Below are 22,621 nucleotides of genomic sequence, written 5' to 3'. Positions count from 1 at the left end.
CCTTCGCCTCTCATCACCGCCGGGGCGGCCGTGGCAGCGTGTCGCTATGGGGGTTTGTGCGCGATTCGCGGGGGCGGCGTTCGCTACCGCACTGGCAGTGCTGATCGCCGGTAACCCGGCGGCGTCGGCCGCGGTTCCGGTTCGCGCCGACAACGCGTTCATCATTCCGGGCGCCAGCTTCAACGCCTGGGCGCCGGACATCCTGGAACCCACCGATCCCTGGGCCACCGACGGTCCACTGGTGCCCCTGATCAACGCCGGCTACTACGACTGTGACGGATGCGCGGGGACGGCCATCCGCTATCCCCGCACCGCTGGACCGTTGTTCGGACCGGGCGCACCGTACGCCGACGAGTCGATCGCGATCGGCGCCGGAACCGTCCTCGACGAGTTGGGGCACGCCGACGGCGCCACGGTGATCTCCGCGCTCTCACTCGGCGCCATCGTCGCCAACGCCGCGCAGCACGAACTGGATACCGATCCTGACCGGCCGGACGCGTCGCAGGTGAGCTTCATCGTCACCGGCGACCCGTCTCGGGCCACACCGCTGAGCACCGGGATCGGCAGTCTCATGCCGGTGGGCCTGCAGTTGCCGGTGTTCGGCTGGACCGTCACCCGCCCGCCCCCGGAATCGCACTACGACACCGTGGTCATCGTGGGCGAGTACGAGTGGGCCGCCGACTTCCCGGACCGCCCGTGGAATCTGCTGGCCGACCTCAACGCACTGGTCGGCTTTCAGTACAACCACAGCGAGGCGGCCTTGACCAGTCCCGCCGACATCCCACCGGACAACATCGTCACCAGCACCAACAGCGCGGGCGCCACCACCACGACCTACCTGATACCCAGTCCACAGCTGCCATTACTCAAGCCGTTCAACGAAATCCTGCCGCCGTCGGTGATCACGGCCGCCAACAATCTGCTCAAACCGATGGTGGACCGCGGCTATTCGCGCTACGACTCCGTCACCGACAACCGCATGCCCTATCTGGAACCGACCGATGGATTCCCCGAGTTGGTCGTCGCGTCCGATTCAGCCGAGCCGGCTCCGGTCATCAGGGACATCGCCCCAATAACTTCTCGAACGCCAGCGCGTACACCTCGGCCTGCGCTGGCCGCGGCTGCGCCAGGCGGACATAGCCCGCCGCCGCATACAGCGCCTCGGCCTCGGGCTGGCGATCGCCGGTGGTGAGGTAGACCCTCCGGTAGCCTGCCGCGGCGATGCGGGTTTCCAACTGCGCCAGCAACATCCGCCCGTAACCGCGTTGCCGGTAGCGCCGGTCGGTCCAGATACGTTTGAGCTCAGCGGTTTCGGCGCCGTCGACGACCCCGAAGCGGCGGAACGCACCACCGGTCACCGGCACGTCGTCCAGCAGGCCGATCAGCATTGCGCCGGCCGGCGGCGCGAACTCACCGGCCGGATATCCGCGTAGCCAGGCCAGCACCCGTTCCTCGGTGGCGTCGTACCGGGTGGCGTACTCGACGGCGAGCTCGGCGATCAGCGGTTGCGCCAGCTCGTCGTCCTGGCCGATTTCAACGAAACGCAAGGGGCTCAACGCAACTCCGGGCGCGCCAGTCCCGGACGGTAGGCCTCGAGCGCGGCGATATCCTCGGCGAGATTCGCCGGGTCCAGAACGCACGCCTCGTCGTCGGCACCGGAACCGACCAGCAGCGCCCCGAATTCGAGCACGACTTCCTCGTCGTTCTCGGCGACGGTGGCCCACATCCGGGTGACGGGTTCGGCGCTGTCGTCGTCGACGTCCACCGCCGACGGCGGGTACACCCAGCTGACGAGGATCGCGGTGGTGTCGTCGTCGAGCACCCAGCCGCGTTCGGTGAGCCAGTCATCCAGGTGGGCCACCGCCTCGCCGATTGCTTCGGCCTCCTCGTCGGCGCCCACGAGTTCCTCATAGACCTGCCCGGGAATCCACGTCGAGTCCTGAGCGGCTTTGCGCTTCTTGCGGCGGGCCTTCTTCGCGTCGGACTGTCGCGACACCGTCAGCTCAGCGCCCGGTCCAAGTCGGCGATGATGTCCTCGGTGCCTTCCAGGCCGATCGAGATGCGCACCACACCGTCGCCCAGACCGATGGCCGCCCGCCCCTCAGGGCCCATGGCCCGGTGGGTGGTGGTGGCCGGATGGGTGATCAGCGTCTTGGAGTCACCGAGGTTATTGGAGATGTCGATGATCGACAGTTTGTCGAGGACCTCGAATGCCCGCTGCTTGCCCATGCCGTCGGGGGCGTCCAACTCGAAGGTAACGACGGTCCCGCCGCCACTCATCTGCCGCTTGGCCAGGTCGTATTGCGGATGCGAGGGCAGGAAGGGGTAGCGCACCCAGCGCACGCCGGAGTGGCCCTCGAGGAACTCCGCCACCCGCTGCGCCGAGGTGTTGCTGTAGTTGACCCGAACCGCCATCGTCTCAAGGCCTTTCAAGAGCACCCACGCGTTGAACGGGCTCAGCGCCGGCCCGGTGTGACGCATCAGGGTCTGCACCGGGCCGTCGATGTAGTCCTTGCTGCCGAGGATCGCCCCGCCCAGCACCCGGCCCTGGCCGTCGATGTGCTTGGTCCCCGAATAGATCACCACATCCACTCCCAGCGGCAGACCGTGCTGTAACAGCGGGGTGGCAAAGATGTTGTCCAGTACTACTTTCGCTCCGGCAGCGTGCGCCATCTCCGAGACCGCGGCGATGTCGACCAGGCTCTGCATGGGATTCGACGGGGTCTCGAAGAAGACGGCGGTGGTCGGCTGGCTCAAGGCCTGCTCCCACTGGTCGAGGTCCTCACCGTCGACGAACACCGTCTCCACACCCCAGCGCGGCAGGATCTCGTTGCACACCACGAAACAGGAGCCGAACAAGCTGCGCCCAGCGACCAGCCGATCCCCCGCACCCAGCAGCGCGCCGAGGCCGGTGAATACCGCAGCCATCCCCGACCCGGTTGCAAAGACCGCTTCGGCACCCTCGATCAGCCGCAGCCGTTCCTCGAACATCGAGATGGTCGGGTTGCCGTACCGGGAATAGACATAGCGGTCGATCTCGCCGGTGAATGCCTTCTCGGCTTCGCCGGCCGAGGAGTAGACGTAACCAGAGTTGAGGAAAATCGCCTCGGAGGTCTCCTCGAAACCCGAGCGCAGCAGCCCGCCGCGCACCCCGATGGTGGCCTGGCTGACCCCGTCGGGCAGCGGCGCCGGAATCCGCACCGAGGGGACCCCACCGTCGGTGAATCCCTGGGTCACGACTGCTTCCAGGGCAGATCTTCTGCACGCCAACCGGCGGCGCCCCGGTGACCGTGCTCGTCGAGTTGGCCCTCGAATCCGTCGAGCATGTTGAACGACGGTCCGATGCCGGCGGCGGTGGCGGTCTGCGCCGCCGGGATGGAGCGATTGCCGGATCGACACAGGAAGATCACCGGGCGCTCGCCGGGGGTGACCCCGGCGGCGATCAGGTCGGCGACGAAGTTCTGGTTACGCCCGCCGGCGGTGTTCCATTCGACGAACACCACCTGCCGGCCCAGGCTGGAAAGATCCGGGACACCCACCCAGTTCCACTCGGCGGCGGTGCGGACGTCGACCAGCACCGAGTCGGGGTTCTCGGCGAGCAGTTTCCAGCTTTCCTGCGGGGTGATATCTCCGGCGTAGCTCACAGTCGTGAGTCTCCCATATCCGGGTTTTTGGAGGGGGTTCGGCTATTTGGGGCCGGGCGCGCAGACCTTCCAGGTGCCGTCCTCGCGGACGAAGGTCATCGGTGTGCTGAGCATGTCGTCCTTGGCCTTCTCGAAGTTGTAGACGACGGTTGCGGTGGCCCGTTCCCCGGTCACCGCAATGTCCTTGACGTCCTGGACGTAGCGGGCGCCCTTCGCGGCGGCAGACTGACGCTGATCGGCCAGCACCTGGCTCTCGATTCCCTGCTGGGAGAGGCAGGTGAAGGTCCGGAAGTCGGCGTAGTTGCCACGCTGGAGTGCATCGTTTTGGCCGACCACCGCGCGGCCCACCGCCGCTTCATCGGGTGCTGGGTCATCGCCCCCGAACAGGCGCAGCGCGAAGAACGCGATGAGTGCGACCACCGCGATAGCCAGTGCGGTCAGCATCGGCATCAGCGTGGACGGGTTGTCCTCGGGGTCGGTCATAGCTGACCAGAATAAGCTGCGTCACCCGCGGTCCGGCCATTGCCAGGGCGGTTCGTCGAGCAAGCCCTGCCCCTCGACCACGGTCTGGCCGTTCTGTTTGGCCAACTGCAGTAGAGCAGGCTCGCTGTGTTCGCGCAGTGCGCTCACCAGCGCCGCCGAATGGGTGACAACCAGGATCTGAGACACCTCCGAAGCCCGGGCGATCAGCGCAGCCAACGCCGGCAGCAGTTCGGGATGCAAACGCGCCAGCCCGCCCTCACCTGCCAGTGCGCTCACGCTCCGTTACGGGCCATGTCGGCCAATAGCCGCACCGACCGGTACAGGCCTGGACTTCCCGCTGCCGTTCGGGCCGGTGACCACCGTGCAGCGGCCCAGCGGCACGACCAGTCGGCGCAGCGACCGATAGTTCGCCAGGGTGTCCAGCACAGATTCGTCCTTATCGGCGGGTGATGATGTCAGGATGCATCGCGCACCCGAACCCCGCCGTTCGTTCTGGGACCGCTTCGGCGAGTTGGTCGCCGGCCGGTTGTCCTGGGTGCTGGCTCTGGTGCTGTCGCTGGCCGGCGGTGCGTTGCTGGGACTGGTGCCCGACAACGGATCGGCCGAGCAGGCACCGGTGGTGATCCCGGCCAACGCCGAGTCCGCTCAGGTGACCGAACTGCTCAAGCAGTTCCCCGGCGGCGACCAGGCCCCGGTGATCCTGCTGATCACCCGGTCCGACGGCCAGCCGCTGTCCCCGGAAGACCTGGCAGCGGCTCAACAGGCGAAGGACCGGACGGTGGCGGCCGCCGGCGTGCCGGCGCCGCCGATTCCCATGACGCCGTCCCAAGACGGCGAAGCGGCGCTGTCTCCGGTGCTGCTGCAGGCCGACCTGAACGGATTCGCGTTGACCGACAAGGTCACCGAATTGCGCGACGCCGCCCGCGACGACCTGCCCGCTCCGCTGGTGGCCAACCTCACGGGCGGGCCGGCGTTCGGTGCGGATATCGCCAACTCGTTCTCCGGCGCCAATTTCGTCCTGCTGGCCGTCACCGTCGGGGTGGTGGCGCTGCTGCTGATCGTCACCTACCGGTCGCCGGTGTTGTGGCTGGTGCCGCTGTTGGTGATCGCCTTCGCCGATCGGGTGGCCGCGGTGACCGGCACCGCGGTGGCGGAGGCGACGGGGTTCGGCGGCGACGGATCGACCTCGGGCATCACCAGCGTGCTGGTGTTCGGCGCGGGCACCAACTATGCGCTGCTGCTGATTTCGCGTTACCGCGAAGAACTGCGCCGCGCCGTCGAACACCGCGCCGCGCTGAGCACCGCGGTGCGATTCGCCGGCCCGGCGATCGCGGCCAGCAACGCCACCGTGGTGCTGGCCCTGCTCTCGCTACTGCTCGCGAAATCGCCGACGACGCGCAGCTTGGGCGTGCAGGCCGCGGCGGGACTGCTGGTGGCGGCGCTGTTCGTGCTGTTGGTGCTGCCGCCGCTGCTGGCGTTGTTCGGGCGAAAGTTGTTCTGGCCGTTCATCCCCGAACCGGGCGGTCAGGAGATCACCACCACCGGCGCCTGGCATCGGGTGGCCGACTGGGTGTCCGGCCATGCCGGACGGGTGGCAGTGGCATCGATCCTGACGTTGGGTGTGCTGACCACCGGCCTCGTCGGGACGCCGATCGGGCTGTCGCTGATCGACCAGTTCCGGGTCAGCGCCGACTCGGTCGACGGGTTCAAGACCCTGTCCAAGCACTACCCGAGCGGGGTGACCGACCCGACCCGCGTCGTCGCGCCCACCGCGTCGACGGAGGCGATCACCGCGGCGATCCAGTCCACCCCCGGCGTCGCCTCCGTTGCGCCCGCCGGGGTTTCCGGCACTGGGCTGACCCAGTGGCAGGTGGTGCTCGATGCCGAACCAGCCTCCAAGGCTGCGTTCGACACCATTGCCGCACTGCGCGATTCGGTGCACACGGTGGATTCCGCGGCCATGGTCGGGGGCACCGACGCTCAGGCGTCCGACGCCAGCACCACAGCGATCCGCGACCGGTGGGTGATCATCCCGGCCATCCTGATCATCGTGCTGGCCGTGCTGTACGTGCTGTTGCGCGCCGCACTGGCGCCCGTGGTGCTGGTGGCGGCGACCGCTTTGTCGACGATGGCCGCACTGGGCCTGGGCAGCTGGGTAAGCATCCACCTACTCGGCTTCCCGGCATTGGACAACACCACCCCGCTGTTCTCGTTCCTGTTCCTGGTGGCACTCGGGGTGGACTACACCATCTTCCTGGTGACCCGGGCGAAGGAAGAGACGCCGTTCTACGGCACCCGCGGCGGCATCGTGCGGGCGGTATCGGCAACCGGGGCGGTGATCACCAGCGCGGGAATCGTTCTGGCGGCGGTGTTCTGCGTGCTCGGGGTGCTGCCGCTGATCGCACTGACCCAGCTGGGCATCATCGTGGGCCTGGGCATTCTGCTGGACACCTTCGTGGTCCGGACCGTCGTCATCCCGGCACTGTTCACCCTCATCGGCCCGCGGATCTGGTGGCCGGCGTTCGGCGCCGACGACATCGAGCGGACCGACGAATTCCCCACCCCGGTCAGTGGATTTCGTCAGCACGGTGACGTTCGTGGAATTCCTCGAACGCCCCGGCACGCACCAGAAACAGCACGCTGACGATCAGCACCCAGAGCGGAAAAGCCATCGTCATCCACATGCTTTGCTCTCCACCGAGGATCAACGTGAGCGCCGACACGTAGGTGAGGACCGTCAGCCAGCGGGGCATCAGCCCGGTGCGCAGCCAGATGGTGGCCAGCGAAATCATGAACACCGCCGCCATCTTGAGCGCGTAGATCTTGGACAGCTTGAGAAGCAGCATCTGCCCGAACACCGCGACCCCGGAACCGGCCGCCGCACTGCCCAGGTAGTGGCTACTGCTGGCCAGGGCCGCCCCGACGGCCGCGGTGGTGAACATCATCGCCAGGAACAGCAGGCCGCTGCCCAGCGTCACGGTGGCGAAGAACCGGTCCTCGTAGCGCCCGAGGTTGGCGCGGACCACGCCGATGAACCACAGGAAGCTGATTCCGGCGAATGGCATGAGTTCCGAGGCGAGCCGGATCTTGGCGTTGCCGGCGTCCAGCCACTGCGAGCCGGGCTGGGCGCCTTCCGGCAGCGAGGAGCGGATCAGGATGATCGTCGCGGCGAACAGCACCGCGAACAGCACACCGGCCAGGGCGGCGGCGCGGGGGGTGGTCAGGCTTCGGATGGTTCTCGACCGGGTTTCGTCCACACCGGTCATGGTCGCAGACTCAGGGTTGGCCGGGCAGCAGCTCGACCATCAGCCCGTTCGCTTCGGCGAGCAGCGTGCGGTCGGGGGCAGTGAGTTCGGCGTTGACGAAGGTCTTGCGGCCCTCCACCTTGGAGGCCCAGCCGCGAACCGTCAGCGGCACGTCGATCGGTGTGATGGTGCGGTAATCCACATGCAGGAACGCGGTGCGGCTGATCGGCCGGCCGATGGCGTGGATGGTGATGCCGCACATCACGTCGAACATCAGGGCCACCATCCCGCCGTGCACGGCATTGTTACCGCCGACGTGGTAGCGGCTGAACTGCACGTCGACCTCGACCATGTCGGGGGTGAAGCGCCGAATCTGCCACGGCGGCATCATGATGTTGCCGGCACCGGGCAGGCTGCCCACCCGGCCGGCCGGCGCCATCCCGCCGGGGACCTCGTGGGGCTCCAGCATTCCGATCAGGTCCTCGACACGGCAGGCGGCGTCGTTCCAGTCGACTCCGTCGGCGGCGACCGCAAGGTCCTGGGCCCGCCGCATGGCCGTCACGAACCGCTCGAAGCCGGGCGGGGGCGGATCGACGATCTGGACACGCGGAAACCCGCCGCGCTGGTCATCGTCGGGATCGGGCTCGGCCCGACTCACCTCCGCCGTCTTCTCTTCGCGCAAGCGCTCACCTGGCCGCCAGGACATCGCGGCGCACGATGGTCTGATCACGGCCCGGGCCGACACCGATGCACGAAACCGGTGCTCCCGCAAGCTCTTCCAGCCGCAGCACGTAATCTCGGGCCTTGGCTGGCAGATCGTCGAAATCCCGGGCCCCGGAGATGTCCTCCCACCAGCCGGGCAGTTCCTCGTAGATCGGCACCGCGCGGGCGATGTCGCTTTGGGTCATCGGCATGTCGTCGGTGCGTTTGCCGTCCACCGTGTAACCGACGCACACCGGAACGGTCTGCAGGCTGGAGAGCACGTCGAGCTTGGTCAGGAAGTAGTCGGTGATTCCGTTGACCCGGGTGGCGTAGCGGGCGATCACCGCGTCGAACCAGCCGCAGCGGCGGGCCCGCCCAGTGGTGACCCCGACCTCGCCGCCGGTCTTGGACAGGTAGGCGCCGTTGGCGTCGAACAGTTCGGTGGGGAACGGTCCGGACCCGACCCGGGTGGTGTAGGCCTTGAGAATCCCCAGCACGGTGGTGATGCGGGTGGGCCCGATCCCCGAGCCGACGGCCGCGCCGCCCGCGGTGGGGTTGGACGACGTCACATACGGATAGGTGCCGTGGTCGACGTCGAGCAGGGTGCCCTGCGAGCCCTCCAGCAGAACCGTCTCCCCGGACTCCAGCGCGCTGTTGAGCAACAGCCGGGTATCGGCGATCCGGTGGGTGAAGCCGTCCGCCTGCGCCAGCAGGGCGTCGGTGATCTCGGCGGCGTCCAGCGCCTTGCGGTTGTAGATCTTGACCAGCACCTGGTTCTTGAACTCCAGCGCGGCGCCGATCTTGGCGGCCAGCAGGTCGGGATCGAGCACGTCGGCCACCCGGATGCCGATCCGGGCGATCTTGTCCTGGTAGCACGGACCGATGCCGCGACCGGTGGTGCCGATCTTCTTATTGCCCAGATAGCGCTCGGTGACCTTGTCGATGGCCACGTGATACGGCATCAACAGGTGGGCATCGGCGGAGATCAGCAGCCCGGAGGTGTCCACATCGCGCTCTTCGAGCCCACGCAGCTCGGTGAGCAGCACGCCGGGGTCCACCACCACCCCGTTGCCGATCACGTTGGTCACCCCGGGTGTGAGGATGCCCGACGGGATGAGATGCAGCGCGAAGTTCTCCCCCGTCGGCAAAACCACGGTGTGCCCGGCGTTGTTACCGCCCTGGTAGCGCACCACCCACTGCACCCGGCCACCGAGCAGATCGGTGGCTTTTCCTTTGCCCTCGTCGCCCCATTGGGCGCCGATGAGGACTATTGCCGGCATGGCCCTGACCCCGCTCCACTCCTGGCTTAATGTGTCCAGCCGGTGATCTACCCTATCGGAGCGCAGCAACGGGAGTGTCGTTGATGAATACCCAGGCAGAAGTTCTGCGGTTCGGCGGCCGTCCGGCGCCCTGGCCACTGGCCGCTCTTCCCGGTCTGGAAGTGACCGATATCGCCACTGTGGACAGCGTCCTGGAAACCGCCAGCAGGCTGGTGGTCGTCGGTGCCGACGCCGATCTCGCCGCGGTGCTGACCCGGCTGATGCGGGCCGACCGGCTCGACATCGAAGTCGCCCACCTGCCGGGCGGGCTGCGCGGCACGCTCAGCGCGCGACGGGCGTTGCAGGCTGCGGCACAACGAGTTCCGCTGATCAGGGATGACACCGGCACGGCCCTGGTGGGTGCGGCGACCTGGCTTCCACCCGACGGCGCCGCCCTGATCCACGGCGAGGCGGTGGTGGACGACACCGTGCTCTTCGACGGTGCGGTGGCTGGGGTGCGGATCGAACCGACCTCCACGATGCCCGGTCTGCGGGCTGCGGTGCTCGGCGGCCGGCGGCCGGTGAAGTGGGTCAGCGGCCGGGCCGCGCAGCTGGGCACCACCGGGGCGAAAGTGGTGCGCGACGGCGTGTCGGGCAAGCGAGAGGTGAAGCGCTCGACGTTCTACCGGCACACCACCGGGTGGCTACGCGTGGGCTGACCGGGATTGCCCGGCCTGCTGCGCCGCCCCGACCGGCCAGAACCGGACCCTGGTGCCGTTGCGCGGCACCAGCACGGGAGCCGCCCGCCAGGGCGGGGTCTCCGGGTTCTTGCTGATCGCCTCGAACCGGCTCTCGCGCAGCAGCGTGTGGAGCACGGTGGTCAGTTCCCGCATCGCGAAGGCGGCGCCGATGCACCGCTTTATGCCGCCGCCGAACGGGACCCAGGCGTAAGGCTGCGGGCGCGCACCGACGAAGCGTTCCGGCCGGAATTCGTCGGGTTCGGGGTAGCTGGCGGGATCGCGATTGACCGCGTCGAGCAGCAGCACGATGCGGGTGCCGGGCTCGAGTGTGTAGTCGCCGAGTTGGTAGCGACCGGCGGTCATCCGGCCGGTGATGGGGGCCGGCGGGAACAGCCGCAGCGTCTCGTTGATCACGGCCTCGGTGTAGGCACTCCCCCCGTCGAGCGCCTCGGCGCGCACCTGCTCCAGCACCTCGGGATGATGCAGCAGCAGGTCCACCACCCAGGCCAGCGTGGTGGCCGTCGTCTCATGACCGGCCAGCACCAGGGTGATGAGGTCGGCCCGGATCTCTCTGTCGGACAGACCTTCTGAGCCGGACAACCCCTCTCCGTCTTCAGCACGAGCGTCGACCAGCATCCCCAGAATCCCGGCCGGGCGGCCGGGGGCGGCGCGGCGGTCGGCGATCAACGGCATCAGCACGTCGTCGATGCGGCGGTTGATGCCCCGCAGCCTGCCCCACATCCGCAACGCGCCAAGTCGGCGGGCGGCGTAGCGCACCGGGGTCTCCTCGGAGATCGCCAGCACCAGCAGATCGTCGAACGGGCGGCCAAGCCGGCCGACCTCGTCGGCGTCGTCGACTCCGAACATGATCCGGATGATGACGTCGAGGGTCAGTTCGCGGGCGGCCTCCAGCATCCGCATCGGCCGCCCGGCGGGCCAGTGCGCCATGGCGGAGCGGGTGGCCTGCTCGATGATCGGCACATAGCCATCCAGAACGCCGCCGTGCAGGGGCGGGGTCATCAGCTTGCGGCGGCGCAGATGCTCGGGTTCCTCCTGGACGAACATCGACCGGCGGCCGTAGATGGCTGCCGCCGGCCCCACTCCCTCACCGCCGAGCAGCACGTCGGGTTTGGCGGCGAACACCTGCTTGACCAGTGCCGGATCAGCCACCGCGACCACCGGCCCGTAGCCGAGCACCGGCAGCGCGACCACCGGACCCACCCGCCGAACCATCTTTGTGACGAGTTGCTGGCCACCGATGCCGTAGGCCGCCGCGTACAGACCCCCGAACAGCGGGGACAGGGGTCCAGGCGCCGGCAGCGCGGGTGGTCGCACAGCCCAACCATCCCATATCGGCTGGTTCACTTCGGTACGTTCGACTCCGTGAGCGTTCGCCCGCTGCACCAGTCGGTGCGCCCCAGCCCCGTCTTCCTGGCCCTTGTCGGCCTCACCGCGTTGGGCGGGGTGCTGGCCTGGATGGCAGCGGCCGCACCGCGGCCGATGGCCTATGTCGGGGTGTTCATTTTCGTGATCGGGGGCTGGCTGGTGTCGCTGTGCCTGCACGAATTCGGGCACGCCTACACCGCGTGGCGGTTCGGCGACGACGACGTGGCGGTCCGGGGTTACCTGACGCTCAACCCGCTGAAGTATTCCAACCCGGTGCTGTCGCTGGGTCTGCCGCTGCTGTTCATCGCCTTGGGCGGCATCGGCCTGCCGGGCGGTGCGGTGTACCTGCGTACCGGGTTCATGACGCCGCGGCAGCGCACCATCGTCAACCTGGCCGGGCCGTTCGCGAACCTGGTACTGGCCCTGGTGCTGCTGGCGGCGGCACGCTTGTTCTACGACCCCGGCCACCGGGTGTTCTGGGCAGGTGTGGCATTCCTGGGCTTCCTGCAGGTCACAGCGTTACTGCTCAACCTGCTGCCGATTCCGGGCCTGGACGGGTATGGGGCGCTGGAACCGCATCTGAGCCCGGCGACGCAGCGCGCGCTGCAGCCGGCCAAGCAGTTCGGATTCCTGATCCTGATCGTGGTGCTGATCGCCCCGGGTCCCAACCGCGTGTTCTTCTCCGCGGTGTTCTGGCTGTTCGGACTCTCCGGGGTGCCCGGCGGCCTGGCTTTCGACGGCATGGACCTGACGCGGTTCTGGTCGGCCTGGCTCTGAGAAAGAAAGGCCGGGACACAAAGATGTGCGGCAGCGGACCCCCCTCACCGCTGCCGCACTTGAATGAACGTTACAACGACACGCCACCCGAAGACAGGGACTTCAGTACCGAATTGAAGGTGACGTAAGTCGGTCGGCGGCGGATATATTCCAGCGATGGGAGCCGGACACAGCCACGGCAGCGCCGACGCCCGGGTGGGCAGGATGGCGACGGCCGCGGTGATCCTCGGGGTGTTCTTCGTCGTCGAGATCGCCACCGCTCTGGCTATCGGGTCGCTGGCTCTGCTGGCCGACGCCGGCCACATGCTCACCGATCTGGTGGCGTTGTTCATGGGGCTGACGGCTCTGCTGATGGCTCGCCGCAGGGCCACGGCCGCCCGCACCTACGGCTGGCACCGAGCCGAGGTGTTCACCGCGGTCGGCAACGCCCTGCTGCTGCTCGGCGTCGCCGGGTTCATCGTCTACGAGGCATTCGAACGGCTGGGGCAGCGCCCCGAAATCGCGGGACGCCCATTGATCCTGGTTGCCCTGCTGGGCCTGGGCGCCAACATCGCGGTGATGCTCCTCCTCCGATCGCACGCCGAGGGCAGTCTCGCGGTCAAGGGCGCCTATATGGAGGTGGTCGCCGACACAATCAGCAGCGTGGGGGTGCTGATCGCCGGCATCGTCACCGTCACGACGCACTGGCCCTACGCCGACACCGTGGTGGCAGTCCTGGTGGCGCTGTGGGTGTTGCCGCGGGCGATCGCGCTGGCCAGAGCAGCGCTGCGAATCCTGTCGGAGTCGTCACCCAAGCACATCGACGTCGACGAGTTGCGGTCGGCGCTCACGGCGGTCGAGGGCGTCGTGGAAGTGCATGACCTGCACGTGTGGACGTTGGCGCCCGGCCGGGACATGGCCACCGCGCATCTGGCCACCGACGGAGGCTCAGACCATGTCTTGGCGGACGCCCGCGCGGTGCTGGCAGCCCGCGGACTGGGACACGCCACGGTCCAGGTGGAAAGCCCCGGGGACTCCGCCGGATGTCCGGAGCAGACCGACCTCTAACCCCGGTCAGGCCAAGCCGAGCTCACCCCGGGCGGCCGGGTCGCAGTCGTCGAGCAGATCCCGGCAGCGCTCGAACTCGGCGGTCTCACCGATGGCGTCGGCGGCCCGCGCCAGGGCCGCCACGCAGCGCAGAAAGCCCTGGTTGGGTTCGTGATCGAAGGGCACCGGCCCGAAACCCTTCCAGCCGTTTCGGCGCAGCTGGTCAAGGCCGCGGTGATAGCCGGTGCGGGCGTAGGCGTACGCGGTGATGGCCTTGTCCCCGGCCAGCGCCTCCTCAGCCAGCACCGCCCAGGCCACCGACGCCGCCGGGTGGGCGGCCGCCACGATGGCCGGGTTCTCCCCCGCCTCGAGCTGGGCTTCGGCCTCGCTGTCTGCGGGCAGCCGCACCGGTGGAGGGCCGAGGAGATCACCGAATGAGGTCATGGCGACATTGTGCCCTGTCCGGGGCAGTGACACCGTGCCCTGTCGGGGCAGTGACATTGTGTGCAGGCTGGCGGAGTTGCTGAAGGCCCGAAAGCCAGCCCACCCGCTAGGGTCGGAGTAGACCAGCACCAGGAGGGACTGCAGCACGCCATGTCGAATTCGTCCGGCACCGGCTCCGAGGACGACGCCCGTGGCGCCGACACCGAGCGCTACGCTTCGACTGCAGACAGCGATCCGGTCACCGAAGTAATCGAAATTCCCGCCGAATCCGGGCCTGCGCTCGGTAATGGTGACGAACGTCGTTATACCGCACCGGGTTTCGACGCCGGGTCCACACAGATCATCGACCGCGTTCCCGACGACGAGGCCGCGTTCATGTCCGCGCCGACCCAGGCATTCGCGAGCAGTCCGCGGGTCCGGGCCGCCGCCCCGCAGGCCATCCCGCCGCGAGCGCCGGAGCGGCCGAGCTGGCTGATCCCGATCCTGGTCGTGGTTGCGGCACTGATTGCGGCGGCGATTCTCGGTTTTGTGCTGATGAAACGCTCGGAGGCCGCCAAGGCGGCGAAGGAGAATGCGGTGCGCTCGACGATCGAGAGCTTCGACGCCGCGGTCCGCAACGGGGACCTGGCTACGTTGCGCAACATCACCTGCGGTCAAACTCGCGAGACCTACGCCAACTACGACGACAAGGCCTGGTCGGACACCTATGCGCGGGTGGCTGCGGCCAAGCAGTATCCCGTGGTCGCCAGCGTTGACGAAGTGGTGGTCAACGGCGACCACGCCGAGGCCAACGTGACCTCGTACATGGCCTTCGATCCGGCGACGACGTCCACCCGCAGCTTCGATATGCAGTTCAGCGACGACCAGTGGAAGATCTGCCAGTCCTCCTGATCTGCACCGAGAGTGCAATTCAGGCGGGCTCCCGTGAGGCGGGTTCACGCGGCTGAGGGAAACCCGCCCTGACCGCAGACTCGATGTTCGAATTACCCGGCGGGACCCGATTGCCGGCCTCACTCCCCTCGGCTGGCGCCTCGGCTCGTTCAGCCGGCGGACACACTCCGGCCGACGCTGCGCAGATCGGTGCACGCCTCGATGACCCGCTGGCTCATACCGGCTTCGGCCTTCTTCATGTACACACGCGGGTCGTAGACCTTCTTGTTGCCCACCTCACCGTCAACCTTGAGCACGCCGTCGTAGTTGGTGAACATGTGCCCCGCAATCGGGCGGGTGAACGCGTACTGGGTGTCGGTGTCGACGTTCATCTTCACCACGCCGTAGCGCAGTGAATCCTCGATCTCCGACTTCAGCGACCCTGAGCCCCCGTGGAAGACGAAGTCGAACGGCATCGCGCCTTCCGCCAGGCCCAGCTTGGCCGCCGCAACCCGCTGACCGTCGGCCAGCACCTCGGGCTTGAGCTTGACGTTGCCGGGCTTGTAGACGCCGTGCACGTTGCCGAACGTCGCTGCCAGTAGATAACGGCCGTTCTCTCCGGCGCCCAGTGCCGCGACGGTCTTTTCGAAGTCCTCGGGGCTGGTGTACAGCTTCTCGTTGATCTCGGCCTCGACACCGTCCTCCTCGCCACCGACGACGCCGATCTCGACCTCGAGGATGATCTTGGCCGCGGCGGCATGCTTGAGAAGCTCCTGGGCGATCGAGAGGTTCTCGCCGATCGGCACCGCCGAACCGTCCCACATATGTGACTGGAACAGCGGGTCTTTGCCGGACCGGACACGTTCGGCCGAAATGGCCAGCAGCGGACGGACATAGGTGTCCAGCTTGTCCTTCGGGCAGTGGTCGGTGTGCAACGCCACGGTGATCGGGTACTTCGCCGCGATCACGTACGCGAACTCCGCCAGTGCGACCGCACCGGTGACCATTTCCTTGATGCCCAGGCCGGAGCCGAATTCAGCGCCACCGGTGGAGAACTGGATGATGCCGTCGCTTCCGGCGTCGGCGAACCCCTTGATCGCGGCGTTGATGGTCTCCGACGACGTGCAGTTGATGGCGGGAAACGCGAACGAATGTTCCTTGGCGCGGTCCAGCATCTCCGCGTAGACCTCGGGGGTGGCGATGGGCATGGAACATCCTCTCGGCGGGGAACGGGTGCGTCTGAAAGGCAGTATGTCAAACGGCACCGGTATCTTGGGGCCTCATGACCACCACCGTGCTCGCCCTGCCGGGCATCCTGGACCCGATGTACTGGCTGGGCGACGGTGGGTTGTTCGCCTCCGCGGTCCTGCCCGGCATCTTGATCATCGTCTTCATCGAGACTGGCCTGCTGTTCCCGTTGCTTCCCGGCGACTCGCTGCTGTTCACCGGCGGGTTGCTGGCAGCCGCACCCAACCCCCCGGTGAACATCTGGGTGCTGGTGTTAACGGTCCCGGTGGTCGCGATTCTGGGAGATCAATGCGCCTACTACATCGGTAGGCGCATCGGTCCGGCGCTGTTCGACAAGGAAGATTCGCGGTTCTTCAAGAAGCGCTATGTGGAGGAGTCGCACGCCTTTTTTGAGAAGCACGGCCCCAAGACGATCATTCTGGCCCGCTTCGTCCCGATCGTTCGCACCTACGCGCCGGTACTGGCCGGGGTGTCCTACATGAGGTACCCGGTGTTCCTCAGCTACAACATCATCGGCGGAATCCTCTGGGGCTCCGGATTGACGGCGCTGGGTTACTTTCTGGGCAATGTGCCGTTCGTCAAGAACAACTTCGAGTTGGTGATCCTGCTCATCGTGTTCTTGTCGATCCTGCCGGGAGTGAGCGCGGTGGCCCGAAATGTGGCACGCCGGCGCGGCGCGCTACCCGAGGAAAGCTAGGCGCGCGCCGGGACGTCCATTACGGCCAGGACTGCTTGTTCTTATCGAGAGTGGCACCCGGCCTCTGCGAGTTCTGCAGAGCGGCCATGCACAGCCCGAGGCGTCCCGGCAGGCACACCCCGCCGGTGCCGGTGATTCCGATCGTGCCTTTAGATTGCGACCAGCACACACCGGTGATCGGGTCGGCGATCGCACCGCCCGGGCACGGCGCCGCCAGAGCGACCGGCGCGGCGGCCAGCGGGGTGTAGAGCAGGCCGGCACCGCAGACGGCGGCCAGCATCAGTCGGGAAGCCGTGGATCGGGCGGATCGGATTGTCATGGAGTTCTCCGTGCTACGTCGGTGTGGGCGTCAGGAGGGCAGGGTGATCTTGGTCTGGTCGCGAATGACAGCGGCCGCATCGATCACCACTTGACCCTCACCCGCCGGCGCTTCGCCGTTTAGTTGCAGGACGTAAACCGCATCCTTACCCGGGATCACGACGGTCTCCTGGCCGACCGCGCGCGCCTTACCGTCGTCCACGAAGGTGCCGATGTACTCGACTGAGTCGTAACCGCTGAACTTGGCTCGCTTCGGGCCACGCATGACCTCGAATTCGGGTAACACATCGAGTTGGTCGGGCGCCAATTCCAGGATCTTCTCCGGATCGACGTTTCCGGTGAGCTTGGAGGCGATGGCATACATGTAGGTGGATTCGTTCCGCGCCAACATCTTTTCGTAGAAGATCGCGCCGTAGGCCCAGTCGGGCTTCTGATCGCCCGCCGCCGTCCAGCCCGGCGGGATCGGGAATTCGATGTCCGGCGCGCCCGGGTCGCCCTTCTTGAACGGGACCTCGGCGATCTTGTTGTCCACGATGTACTGATTCAGCGTCCTGATGTCGCGCTTCGGCGCCTCCGCGCCGCTCTTGCCCGCGGCGCCGTTGTGGCTCGATTCGCCGCTGTGGCCGGAGCCGCCGCCGTGCCCTTCCTCACCGCTGGCGGCCGGAGCGGGCGAACCCGTCCAGACCGTCGGCGTGGATTGCCCGGTCGCCGTCGAGGGGATTTCCGTTCTCGGGCTGCAACCAACGAGCAATGAGCCCGTCGCAAGAAGCCCCGCCGCCGTCACCGCCGTGATGTTCTTCATCGGGTCGCGTTCTCCTTCTCACCTCGCGTACGGCCTGAGCATAGCCACCCGGCACGCTTCCACGCTGACCGAACGGGGTATTCATCACACAAGAACACTCGAACCGGCGACCGGCCGGACGGGGGCGCCGACGCCTTGGCCGACCTGATGGATGCTGTCGCCACGGGAACATCCGACCCGCGGCTGCGACAGGACCGGCGGGAACTTCTTTCGCCGCGGTCGGCTTGGAGAACCGCGAGAGCACCGTCTGAGCGGGTCACCCGGCGGCGACCGTAGCCGCTGCCTCCATCAGCATCCAGCCCGAAACCTGCACGGAAAGATCGCGTTCGGCCGACGGTGACGCGAAGACCGCCCCGTTGGCCTTGCCGCCCCCCGCGCCGTCTGGCTGCGGCACCTGCGCCATGCGATCCCAGAAAGCGCTGAAAAGCGGCAGACCGTCGGCGTCGGCCCGGTTGTCCCAGGCCGCACGCGCCGAGGCGAGCACGATGCCGCGGGCGGCGTCACGGGCCGCGGTGTCCTCCGCCGCCTCGCCCGGCAGGTCGGTGGCGGCCAGCGCCAGATACCGGGCGGTGATGCCGGCGAACAGGCCGCCGTCGCCGCCGCCGGCGCCCTTCAGCACACCCGCCGGAGCCATGTGTTCGGCCACCGCGGCGATCAGGCGGCGGGCCCGGGCAGCGTGCCGTGGATCGCCGGTTCGGACCGCCAACTCGGTCTCCAGCCCCACGACGACGCCTTGGCAGTAGGTGTACTGCGCGCGGACCAACGAGCCTTCTTTGATGCCGTCGAACACCAGATTGGTCTCCGGATCGATGAGGGTCGCGTCGATCCAGTCGGCCATCTGCTGGGCCCGCACGACGTTGCCGTACCGGGCCAGGAAGATGCCGGCCGGCCCGTTGGCGGGAGCGTTGAAGAACTGCTCCTTCTTGCGCCACGGGATGCCGCCACCGGCCTCCGGCGCCCACGAGTTCACTAGCTGGCCGGACAGAGTGGCCAGTGCCTTCGGATTGGAAACTCCGGCCAGCCGGCCGGAACGCTCCAGTGCGAGCGCCAGCCACGCCATGTCGTCGTAGTAATTGTTGGTCCAGCAGCCGTTGTTACGCACGCGATGGCCGCGGATCTGTCGCTTGATCTTCTCGACCCGGCTCGGCGAGGGGTCACGGACCTGCGCGTCGACCAGGGTGTCGAGCAGATGGGCCTGCCACCAATAGTGCCAGGTGGCGAACGTCGAATCCTTGCGGGTGGGTGGCCAGGCCACCACCCCGAGTTGGGTGCCGGGCAGTTCCCACAGTTTACTCAGGTGCCGCGTGGCGATGGCCGTCTCGGCGCTGGCCGCCCGGTTTCTCCATTGCTGATCCATGGTTGGCAATCCTGCCCTACCAGGCCGACGTGAAGTCGGACCACTGCCTGATCCAAGCATGCATGGCGATGCCGGCGGCGACCCCGGCATTGATGCTGCGGGTGGAACCGAACTGGGCGATCGACACCGTGATCGCCGCTCCCGCGCGGGCCGCCTGCGAGATCCCCGGCCCTTCGGACCCGAACAGCAGCAGGCAGTCCCTCGGAAGATCGGTCTGCTCAAGACGCACTGCGCCGGGGATGTTGTCGACAGCGACGACGGTCAGCCCGGCGGCCGCGGCCGCAGCCAGCAGTTCCTCGGTGGTGTCGTGATGGGCCAGGTGCTGGTAACGATCGGTGACCATGGCGCCGCGCCGGTTCCAGCGGCGCCGCCCGACGATATGCACGGTGTGCACGGCGAAAGCGTTGGCGGTGCGCACCACGGCTCCGATGTTGGCGTCGTTGCCGAAGTTCTCGATCGCCACGTGCAACCGGTGACGGCGCCGGTCGATGTCGGCGACGATCGCCTCGCGGCGCCAGTACCGGTAGGCGTCGACCACATTGCGGGTGTCCCCGTGCTCCAGCAAGTCCGGGTCATAGCGGGGGTCGTCGGCGGGCAACCCGGGGTGCGTGTCGCGCCATGGCCCGACGCCGGGGTTGCCGGCGGACCACTCGGTGGGGCCGGACTCGGCTCCGGTCACGGCCGCGCTGGGACGCTGAGCAACTCGACCCGGGCGAACCGACCGGCCCAGCGGCTGACCACGGCCACGGCAGCGGTGACACCGGCGAGTTCAGGCTGGGCCGGCCACGAGTCCGGAGCCGCACCCACCGAGATGGCGAGGCCCGCCGAGGTTCCGATTCGCCGTGGTCCGTCGGTGGTGTCCAGGCTGACCCCGGCGATCCGGCCCTCGGCCACGACCAGCCCACCCAGCCGGTCCCCCTCCGGGGCGAACAGTCCCGCGGCGCGCTCGCGCAGCCAGTGCGAGAGCGCGGGGCCGGGTTGCTCGGGGTCGGGTTGGTAGCCGGCGATCAGCCCGGCGGTGATGGACTCACCTGCCTCGGTGCGCATCGCTTCTAAGGCCGGCACCTCGGTGAAAAGCACACCGGAGGGCGACGCCAAGCAACGGGCGGACCACTGCCGAAGTTGTTCGCCGTCAAAGGTTTCCAGCTTGGCACGCCGACCCGACGGCGCCGCGACGGGTTCGGCGCGGTTGAGCGCCAACTCCAGCGCGGGCGGACAGCCGCCGAGGTCGACGGTCATGGCGTCGCGGAATTCCCGCGTCTCGAGATCCAAGTGCGGGGACTCGACGATCAGGACTTCCAATCCAGCTGCGGCGCAGAGGATTCCGTACGCCAGCGATCCGGGTCCGGTGCCGATGCACAGCACATCGACGACTTCGTCCCAGTCGAGATCGGGGTAGCCGTCGCCGATGTCAGTCATGGGCTGTCAGTCATCGGCGAGGCCGAGGTCGGCCAGACCGAGGATGCTGCGGTACGGCACCCCCTCGGCTTCGATCGCCTCGGCAGCCCCGGTGGCGCGGTCCACCACCGTCGCGACTCCGGCCACGATGCCCCCGGCGTCGCGGACGGCGTGCACCGCCGTCAGCGCGGAGCCGCCGGTGGTGCTGGTGTCCTCGACCACGAGCACCCGCCGGCCGGAAACCTCCGCGCCTTCGATAAGCCGTTGCATGCCATGGCTTTTCACAGCCTTGCGCACCACGAAGGCATCGATCGGACGGCCGGGCGCGTGCATGACCGCGCATGCCACCGGATCGGCGCCCATGGTCAGACCGCCGACGGCGGCGTAGTCCCAGTCGGCGGTCAGTTGACGCATCAGCCGGCCGATCAGCGGGGCGGCCTGATGGTGAAGGGTGGCGCGCCGCAGGTCGACGTAGTAGTCGGCTTCCTTGCCCGACGACAGGGTCACCCGGCCGAACACCACCGACAACTGCCGGACCAGTTCGGCCAACTCAGCGCGGTCGGTGACGTCGAGGCGAGGAGCCTCGCCATCGATGACGTCGAGGCGAGGAGCCTCGCCATCAGATCCAGTGATGTCAGGTGCGGCCACGGCCTCGTCCCATCCTCTTGGTGAACCCGCGGACCAGACCGCGGGGAATGACACGGCCGGCGGTCGTCAGCACCTTGTACTGGGCACCCGGGATGCTGACGACCGTGCCGCCGGCGATATCGGCCAGGCTGTCGTCGACCACCTTCTCGACGGTGAGCCACAGCGGCCCGGGGATGGACGCCATGTCGATCCCGGCCCGCTGGTGGAACTCGGTACGCACGAACCCCGGGCACACCGCGTGCACCCCGACCCCGGTTCCGGCCAGCCCGTTGGCCAGTCCCTCGGAGAAGAACACCACCCACGCCTTGGAGGCCGAGTAGGTCGACCCGCGCCCGGGCAGCAGGCCGGCGACACTGGCAACGTTGATCACGGTGCCCACACCGGCGGCCAGCATCGGCGGCAGCGCGGCGCGGGTCAGGTCCATGACGGCGGTGACGTTGACGTCGAGCTGACGCTGCAGCAGCTCCGGTTCGGTGGTCCAGAATTCACCGGAGGTGCCGAACCCGGCGTTGTTGACCAGCACTCGCACCCCGGCGGCCAGCCGCTGGGCCACTTTCTCGCGGTCGGCGGCCACGGCCAGGTCGGCGGGCAGCACCTCGACGTCGACGCCGTGCGCGCTGCGCAGTTCGGCGGCCAGTGCGACGAGGCGGTCGACGTCTCGGGCCACCAGGATCAGGTCGTATCCGTCACGGGCGAAGCGGCGGGCATAGCCGGCACCGATCCCCGACGTGGGGCCAGTGATCAGGGCTACCGGGCGAGTCACCCCGTCACCCTAACCTCGTCAGGTCTGGTAGTTCGGTGCCTGGGTGCCGGTGCGCGGCGGTTGCGGACGCAGCAGAGGCGGGGCGTCACTGAAACCGGGAGGAAGCTCGCGGCTGGACTGCGGCTGCGGATGCCCGGGCTCTGGGGTCCGACGGCCGGCCTGCGCCGGGATCGGCGGCAGCACCCGCAGCAGATCGTTGAACTGCCGCACAGTCTTGAGGCCCTCGTCCCACTCGGCGCGGGTGGACGAGACCGGCATCGCCAGCAGCGTCCAGTTCTGCTCGTTCCACAGGATCTCGGCGCAGTCGGGCGCGGTATGCGCGAAGGTGACCATCCGGCGGTCGCAGGCCCGGCGCGCGGCGTCGAGGTTGTTGGAGTAGAGCATCCGCGGACCGATCGCGCCGAGCAGCCAGACATCGTTCTCGCGCGGCTCGGGAATGCCCTTGAGCCGCATGTCGATGACGATGTTGGTGCCCACCTTGCGGTGCAGGGCGATCACGGTGGCGACGTCTTCCAGGTCGAAGACGTACACGGCCTCACCGCGGATCTGACCGAGCACCACGTTGCGGGCGGTGACGTCACCGACGGTGGACATCACGCCGCGCTTCCAGCGCTCGACGATGTCGCTCGATGCCTCTTCGTAGTCGAATCCGTGCGAGCGAGCCCAGGACTTACGCCGACGGCCCAAGCCGCGGCGGCGTCCTACCTCGACGTACAGCAGGACTCCCGCACCCACGAAGCAGAGTGCGGACAGTGTGAACCAGAACGGGACCATTGCTCGTAGCGTAACCGTTTCCAGGCGTTCACCGAGAGGC

Annotated in this window: 25 protein-coding genes and 2 pseudogenes; 7 read left to right on the top strand and 20 right to left on the bottom strand. The window is 68.0% G+C overall.

Features of this window, described 5'->3' with window-relative positions; translation table 11 throughout:
* Positions 1 to 46: 46 nt before the first annotated feature.
* Positions 47 to 940 (top strand): annotated as a pseudogene (locus ADBZ6I_RS03675) (PE-PPE domain-containing protein); the annotation flags it as partial.
* 115 nt (positions 941 to 1,055) lie between these two features.
* Here ADBZ6I_RS03675 and ADBZ6I_RS03670 read toward each other — a convergent pair.
* The 6 genes and pseudogenes from ADBZ6I_RS03670 to ADBZ6I_RS03645 form a co-directional block, all read right to left on the bottom strand.
* Positions 1,056 to 1,556, bottom strand: a complete 501-nt coding sequence (locus tag ADBZ6I_RS03670; RefSeq protein WP_526380975.1) for a GNAT family N-acetyltransferase — start codon at positions 1,554 to 1,556, stop codon at positions 1,056 to 1,058.
* Positions 1,553 to 1,996: a hypothetical protein gene (locus ADBZ6I_RS03665; protein WP_526380973.1), complete on the bottom strand. Its 444-nt coding sequence runs from the start codon at positions 1,994 to 1,996 to the stop codon at positions 1,553 to 1,555. Before ADBZ6I_RS03665 ends, ADBZ6I_RS03670 begins: the two co-directional genes overlap by 4 nt.
* Before the next feature lie 2 nt (positions 1,997 to 1,998).
* Positions 1,999 to 3,237, bottom strand: coding sequence for an O-succinylhomoserine sulfhydrylase (locus tag ADBZ6I_RS03660; protein ID WP_526380971.1), 1,239 nt, complete (start codon positions 3,235 to 3,237; stop codon positions 1,999 to 2,001).
* Positions 3,234 to 3,644, bottom strand: a complete 411-nt coding sequence (locus ADBZ6I_RS03655) for a rhodanese-like domain-containing protein (protein WP_526380969.1) — start codon at positions 3,642 to 3,644, stop codon at positions 3,234 to 3,236. The genes ADBZ6I_RS03660 and ADBZ6I_RS03655 overlap by 4 nt, the downstream gene beginning before the upstream one ends.
* A 42-nt stretch (positions 3,645 to 3,686) precedes the next feature.
* A complete protein-coding gene (locus tag ADBZ6I_RS03650; protein WP_526380967.1) occupies positions 3,687 to 4,127 on the bottom strand; it encodes an Rv0361 family membrane protein in 441 nt (146 codons plus the stop codon).
* Positions 4,128 to 4,370: 243 nt separating this feature from the next.
* Positions 4,371 to 4,553: pseudogene (locus ADBZ6I_RS03645) on the bottom strand (AAA family ATPase); the annotation flags it as partial.
* A 34-nt stretch (positions 4,554 to 4,587) separates the two neighbouring features.
* On the opposite strand from ADBZ6I_RS03645, the gene ADBZ6I_RS03640 reads away from it, so the two are divergent.
* Positions 4,588 to 6,771: an MMPL family transporter gene (locus tag ADBZ6I_RS03640; RefSeq protein WP_526380965.1), complete on the top strand. Its 2,184-nt coding sequence runs from the start codon at positions 4,588 to 4,590 to the stop codon at positions 6,769 to 6,771.
* On the opposite strand, the gene ADBZ6I_RS03635 is transcribed toward ADBZ6I_RS03640, so the two are convergent.
* Genes ADBZ6I_RS03635 through ADBZ6I_RS03625 form a run of 3 tightly spaced genes read right to left on the bottom strand, consistent with a single transcriptional unit; the run spans position 6,695 to position 9,354 of the window.
* Positions 6,695 to 7,393 carry a hypothetical protein gene (locus ADBZ6I_RS03635; protein ID WP_526380963.1) on the bottom strand — a complete coding sequence of 233 codons (699 nt, stop codon included), beginning with the start codon at positions 7,391 to 7,393 and terminating at the stop codon, positions 6,695 to 6,697. The two genes, ADBZ6I_RS03640 and ADBZ6I_RS03635, sit on opposite strands and share 77 nt — an antisense overlap.
* 10 nt (positions 7,394 to 7,403) lie before the next feature.
* A complete protein-coding gene (locus ADBZ6I_RS03630) occupies positions 7,404 to 8,030 on the bottom strand; it encodes a PaaI family thioesterase (RefSeq protein ID WP_526380961.1) in 627 nt (208 codons plus the stop codon).
* Between the two features lie 28 nt (positions 8,031 to 8,058).
* Positions 8,059 to 9,354, bottom strand: coding sequence for an adenylosuccinate synthase (locus tag ADBZ6I_RS03625; RefSeq protein WP_526380959.1), 1,296 nt, complete (start codon positions 9,352 to 9,354; stop codon positions 8,059 to 8,061).
* Positions 9,355 to 9,437: 83 nt separating this feature from the next.
* On the opposite strand from ADBZ6I_RS03625, the gene ADBZ6I_RS03620 reads away from it, so the two are divergent.
* The gene (locus tag ADBZ6I_RS03620) at positions 9,438 to 10,052 is read left to right on the top strand and encodes a peptidase M50 (RefSeq protein WP_526380957.1); all 615 of its coding nucleotides are present in this window, start codon (positions 9,438 to 9,440) and stop codon (positions 10,050 to 10,052) included.
* On the opposite strand, the gene ADBZ6I_RS03615 is transcribed toward ADBZ6I_RS03620, so the two are convergent.
* Positions 10,038 to 11,408 carry a cytochrome P450 gene (locus tag ADBZ6I_RS03615; protein WP_526380955.1) on the bottom strand — a complete coding sequence of 457 codons (1,371 nt, stop codon included), beginning with the start codon at positions 11,406 to 11,408 and terminating at the stop codon, positions 10,038 to 10,040. The genes ADBZ6I_RS03620 and ADBZ6I_RS03615 overlap by 15 nt on opposite strands.
* 48 nt (positions 11,409 to 11,456) lie before the next feature.
* On the opposite strand from ADBZ6I_RS03615, the gene ADBZ6I_RS03610 reads away from it, so the two are divergent.
* Together ADBZ6I_RS03610 and ADBZ6I_RS03605 are read left to right on the top strand one after the other, a co-directional pair.
* Positions 11,457 to 12,236, top strand: coding sequence for a site-2 protease family protein (locus ADBZ6I_RS03610; protein ID WP_526380953.1), 780 nt, complete (start codon positions 11,457 to 11,459; stop codon positions 12,234 to 12,236).
* A gap of 156 nt (positions 12,237 to 12,392) precedes the next feature.
* Positions 12,393 to 13,283: a cation diffusion facilitator family transporter gene (locus ADBZ6I_RS03605; protein ID WP_526380951.1), complete on the top strand. Its 891-nt coding sequence runs from the start codon at positions 12,393 to 12,395 to the stop codon at positions 13,281 to 13,283.
* Between the two features lie 6 nt (positions 13,284 to 13,289).
* Here ADBZ6I_RS03605 and ADBZ6I_RS03600 read toward each other — a convergent pair whose 3' ends face one another.
* Positions 13,290 to 13,706: a DUF3151 family protein gene (locus ADBZ6I_RS03600; RefSeq protein ID WP_526380949.1), complete on the bottom strand. Its 417-nt coding sequence runs from the start codon at positions 13,704 to 13,706 to the stop codon at positions 13,290 to 13,292.
* Between the two features lie 150 nt (positions 13,707 to 13,856).
* Here ADBZ6I_RS03600 and ADBZ6I_RS03595 point away from each other — a divergent pair, with 150 nt between their 5' ends.
* Entirely contained in the window at positions 13,857 to 14,597 is a 741-nt protein-coding gene (locus ADBZ6I_RS03595) for an Rv0361 family membrane protein (RefSeq protein ID WP_526380947.1), read from the top strand.
* A 149-nt stretch (positions 14,598 to 14,746) separates the two neighbouring features.
* On the opposite strand, the gene fbaA is transcribed toward ADBZ6I_RS03595, so the two are convergent.
* Complete coding sequence (gene fbaA, locus ADBZ6I_RS03590) at positions 14,747 to 15,784, bottom strand: class II fructose-bisphosphate aldolase (protein ID WP_526380945.1); 1,038 nt, start codon at positions 15,782 to 15,784, stop codon at positions 14,747 to 14,749.
* A 74-nt stretch (positions 15,785 to 15,858) separates the two neighbouring features.
* On the opposite strand from fbaA, the gene ADBZ6I_RS03585 reads away from it, so the two are divergent.
* Complete coding sequence (locus tag ADBZ6I_RS03585) at positions 15,859 to 16,521, top strand: VTT domain-containing protein (RefSeq protein WP_526380943.1); 663 nt, start codon at positions 15,859 to 15,861, stop codon at positions 16,519 to 16,521.
* A 19-nt stretch (positions 16,522 to 16,540) separates the two neighbouring features.
* Here the strand turns inward: ADBZ6I_RS03585 and ADBZ6I_RS03580 are convergent, their stop codons facing one another.
* The 8 genes from ADBZ6I_RS03580 to ttfA form a co-directional block, all read right to left on the bottom strand.
* On the bottom strand, positions 16,541 to 16,840 hold the full coding sequence (locus ADBZ6I_RS03580) for a hypothetical protein (RefSeq protein WP_526380941.1): 300 nt from the start codon (positions 16,838 to 16,840) through the stop codon (positions 16,541 to 16,543).
* Between the two features lie 30 nt (positions 16,841 to 16,870).
* On the bottom strand, positions 16,871 to 17,641 hold the full coding sequence (locus ADBZ6I_RS03575) for an LpqN/LpqT family lipoprotein (protein WP_526380939.1): 771 nt from the start codon (positions 17,639 to 17,641) through the stop codon (positions 16,871 to 16,873).
* A gap of 256 nt (positions 17,642 to 17,897) precedes the next feature.
* On the bottom strand, positions 17,898 to 18,998 hold the full coding sequence (locus ADBZ6I_RS03570; RefSeq protein WP_526380937.1) for a glycoside hydrolase family 76 protein: 1,101 nt from the start codon (positions 18,996 to 18,998) through the stop codon (positions 17,898 to 17,900).
* 16 nt (positions 18,999 to 19,014) lie between these two features.
* The gene (locus tag ADBZ6I_RS03565; protein WP_526380935.1) at positions 19,015 to 19,677 is read right to left on the bottom strand and encodes a TrmH family RNA methyltransferase; all 663 of its coding nucleotides are present in this window, start codon (positions 19,675 to 19,677) and stop codon (positions 19,015 to 19,017) included.
* Complete coding sequence (locus ADBZ6I_RS03560; RefSeq protein ID WP_526380933.1) at positions 19,674 to 20,417, bottom strand: hypothetical protein; 744 nt, start codon at positions 20,415 to 20,417, stop codon at positions 19,674 to 19,676. Before ADBZ6I_RS03560 ends, ADBZ6I_RS03565 begins: the two co-directional genes overlap by 4 nt.
* A gap of 6 nt (positions 20,418 to 20,423) precedes the next feature.
* The gene (gene pyrE / locus ADBZ6I_RS03555; protein ID WP_526380989.1) at positions 20,424 to 20,990 is read right to left on the bottom strand and encodes an orotate phosphoribosyltransferase; all 567 of its coding nucleotides are present in this window, start codon (positions 20,988 to 20,990) and stop codon (positions 20,424 to 20,426) included.
* 40 nt (positions 20,991 to 21,030) lie between these two features.
* On the bottom strand, positions 21,031 to 21,807 hold the full coding sequence (locus tag ADBZ6I_RS03550; protein WP_526380931.1) for an SDR family NAD(P)-dependent oxidoreductase: 777 nt from the start codon (positions 21,805 to 21,807) through the stop codon (positions 21,031 to 21,033).
* Positions 21,808 to 21,825: 18 nt separating this feature from the next.
* A complete protein-coding gene (gene ttfA / locus ADBZ6I_RS03545) occupies positions 21,826 to 22,581 on the bottom strand; it encodes a trehalose monomycolate transport factor TtfA (protein ID WP_526380929.1) in 756 nt (251 codons plus the stop codon).
* Positions 22,582 to 22,621 lie beyond the last annotated feature (40 nt).

Origin of the sequence: Mycobacterium sp. (assembly GCF_044342925.1) — a bacterium.
In the GTDB taxonomy this organism is placed as follows: domain Bacteria; phylum Actinomycetota; class Actinomycetes; order Mycobacteriales; family Mycobacteriaceae; genus Mycobacterium.
The sequence above is the reverse complement of the archived record's forward strand: the minus strand, read 5'-3'. Positions and strand labels throughout refer to the sequence as shown.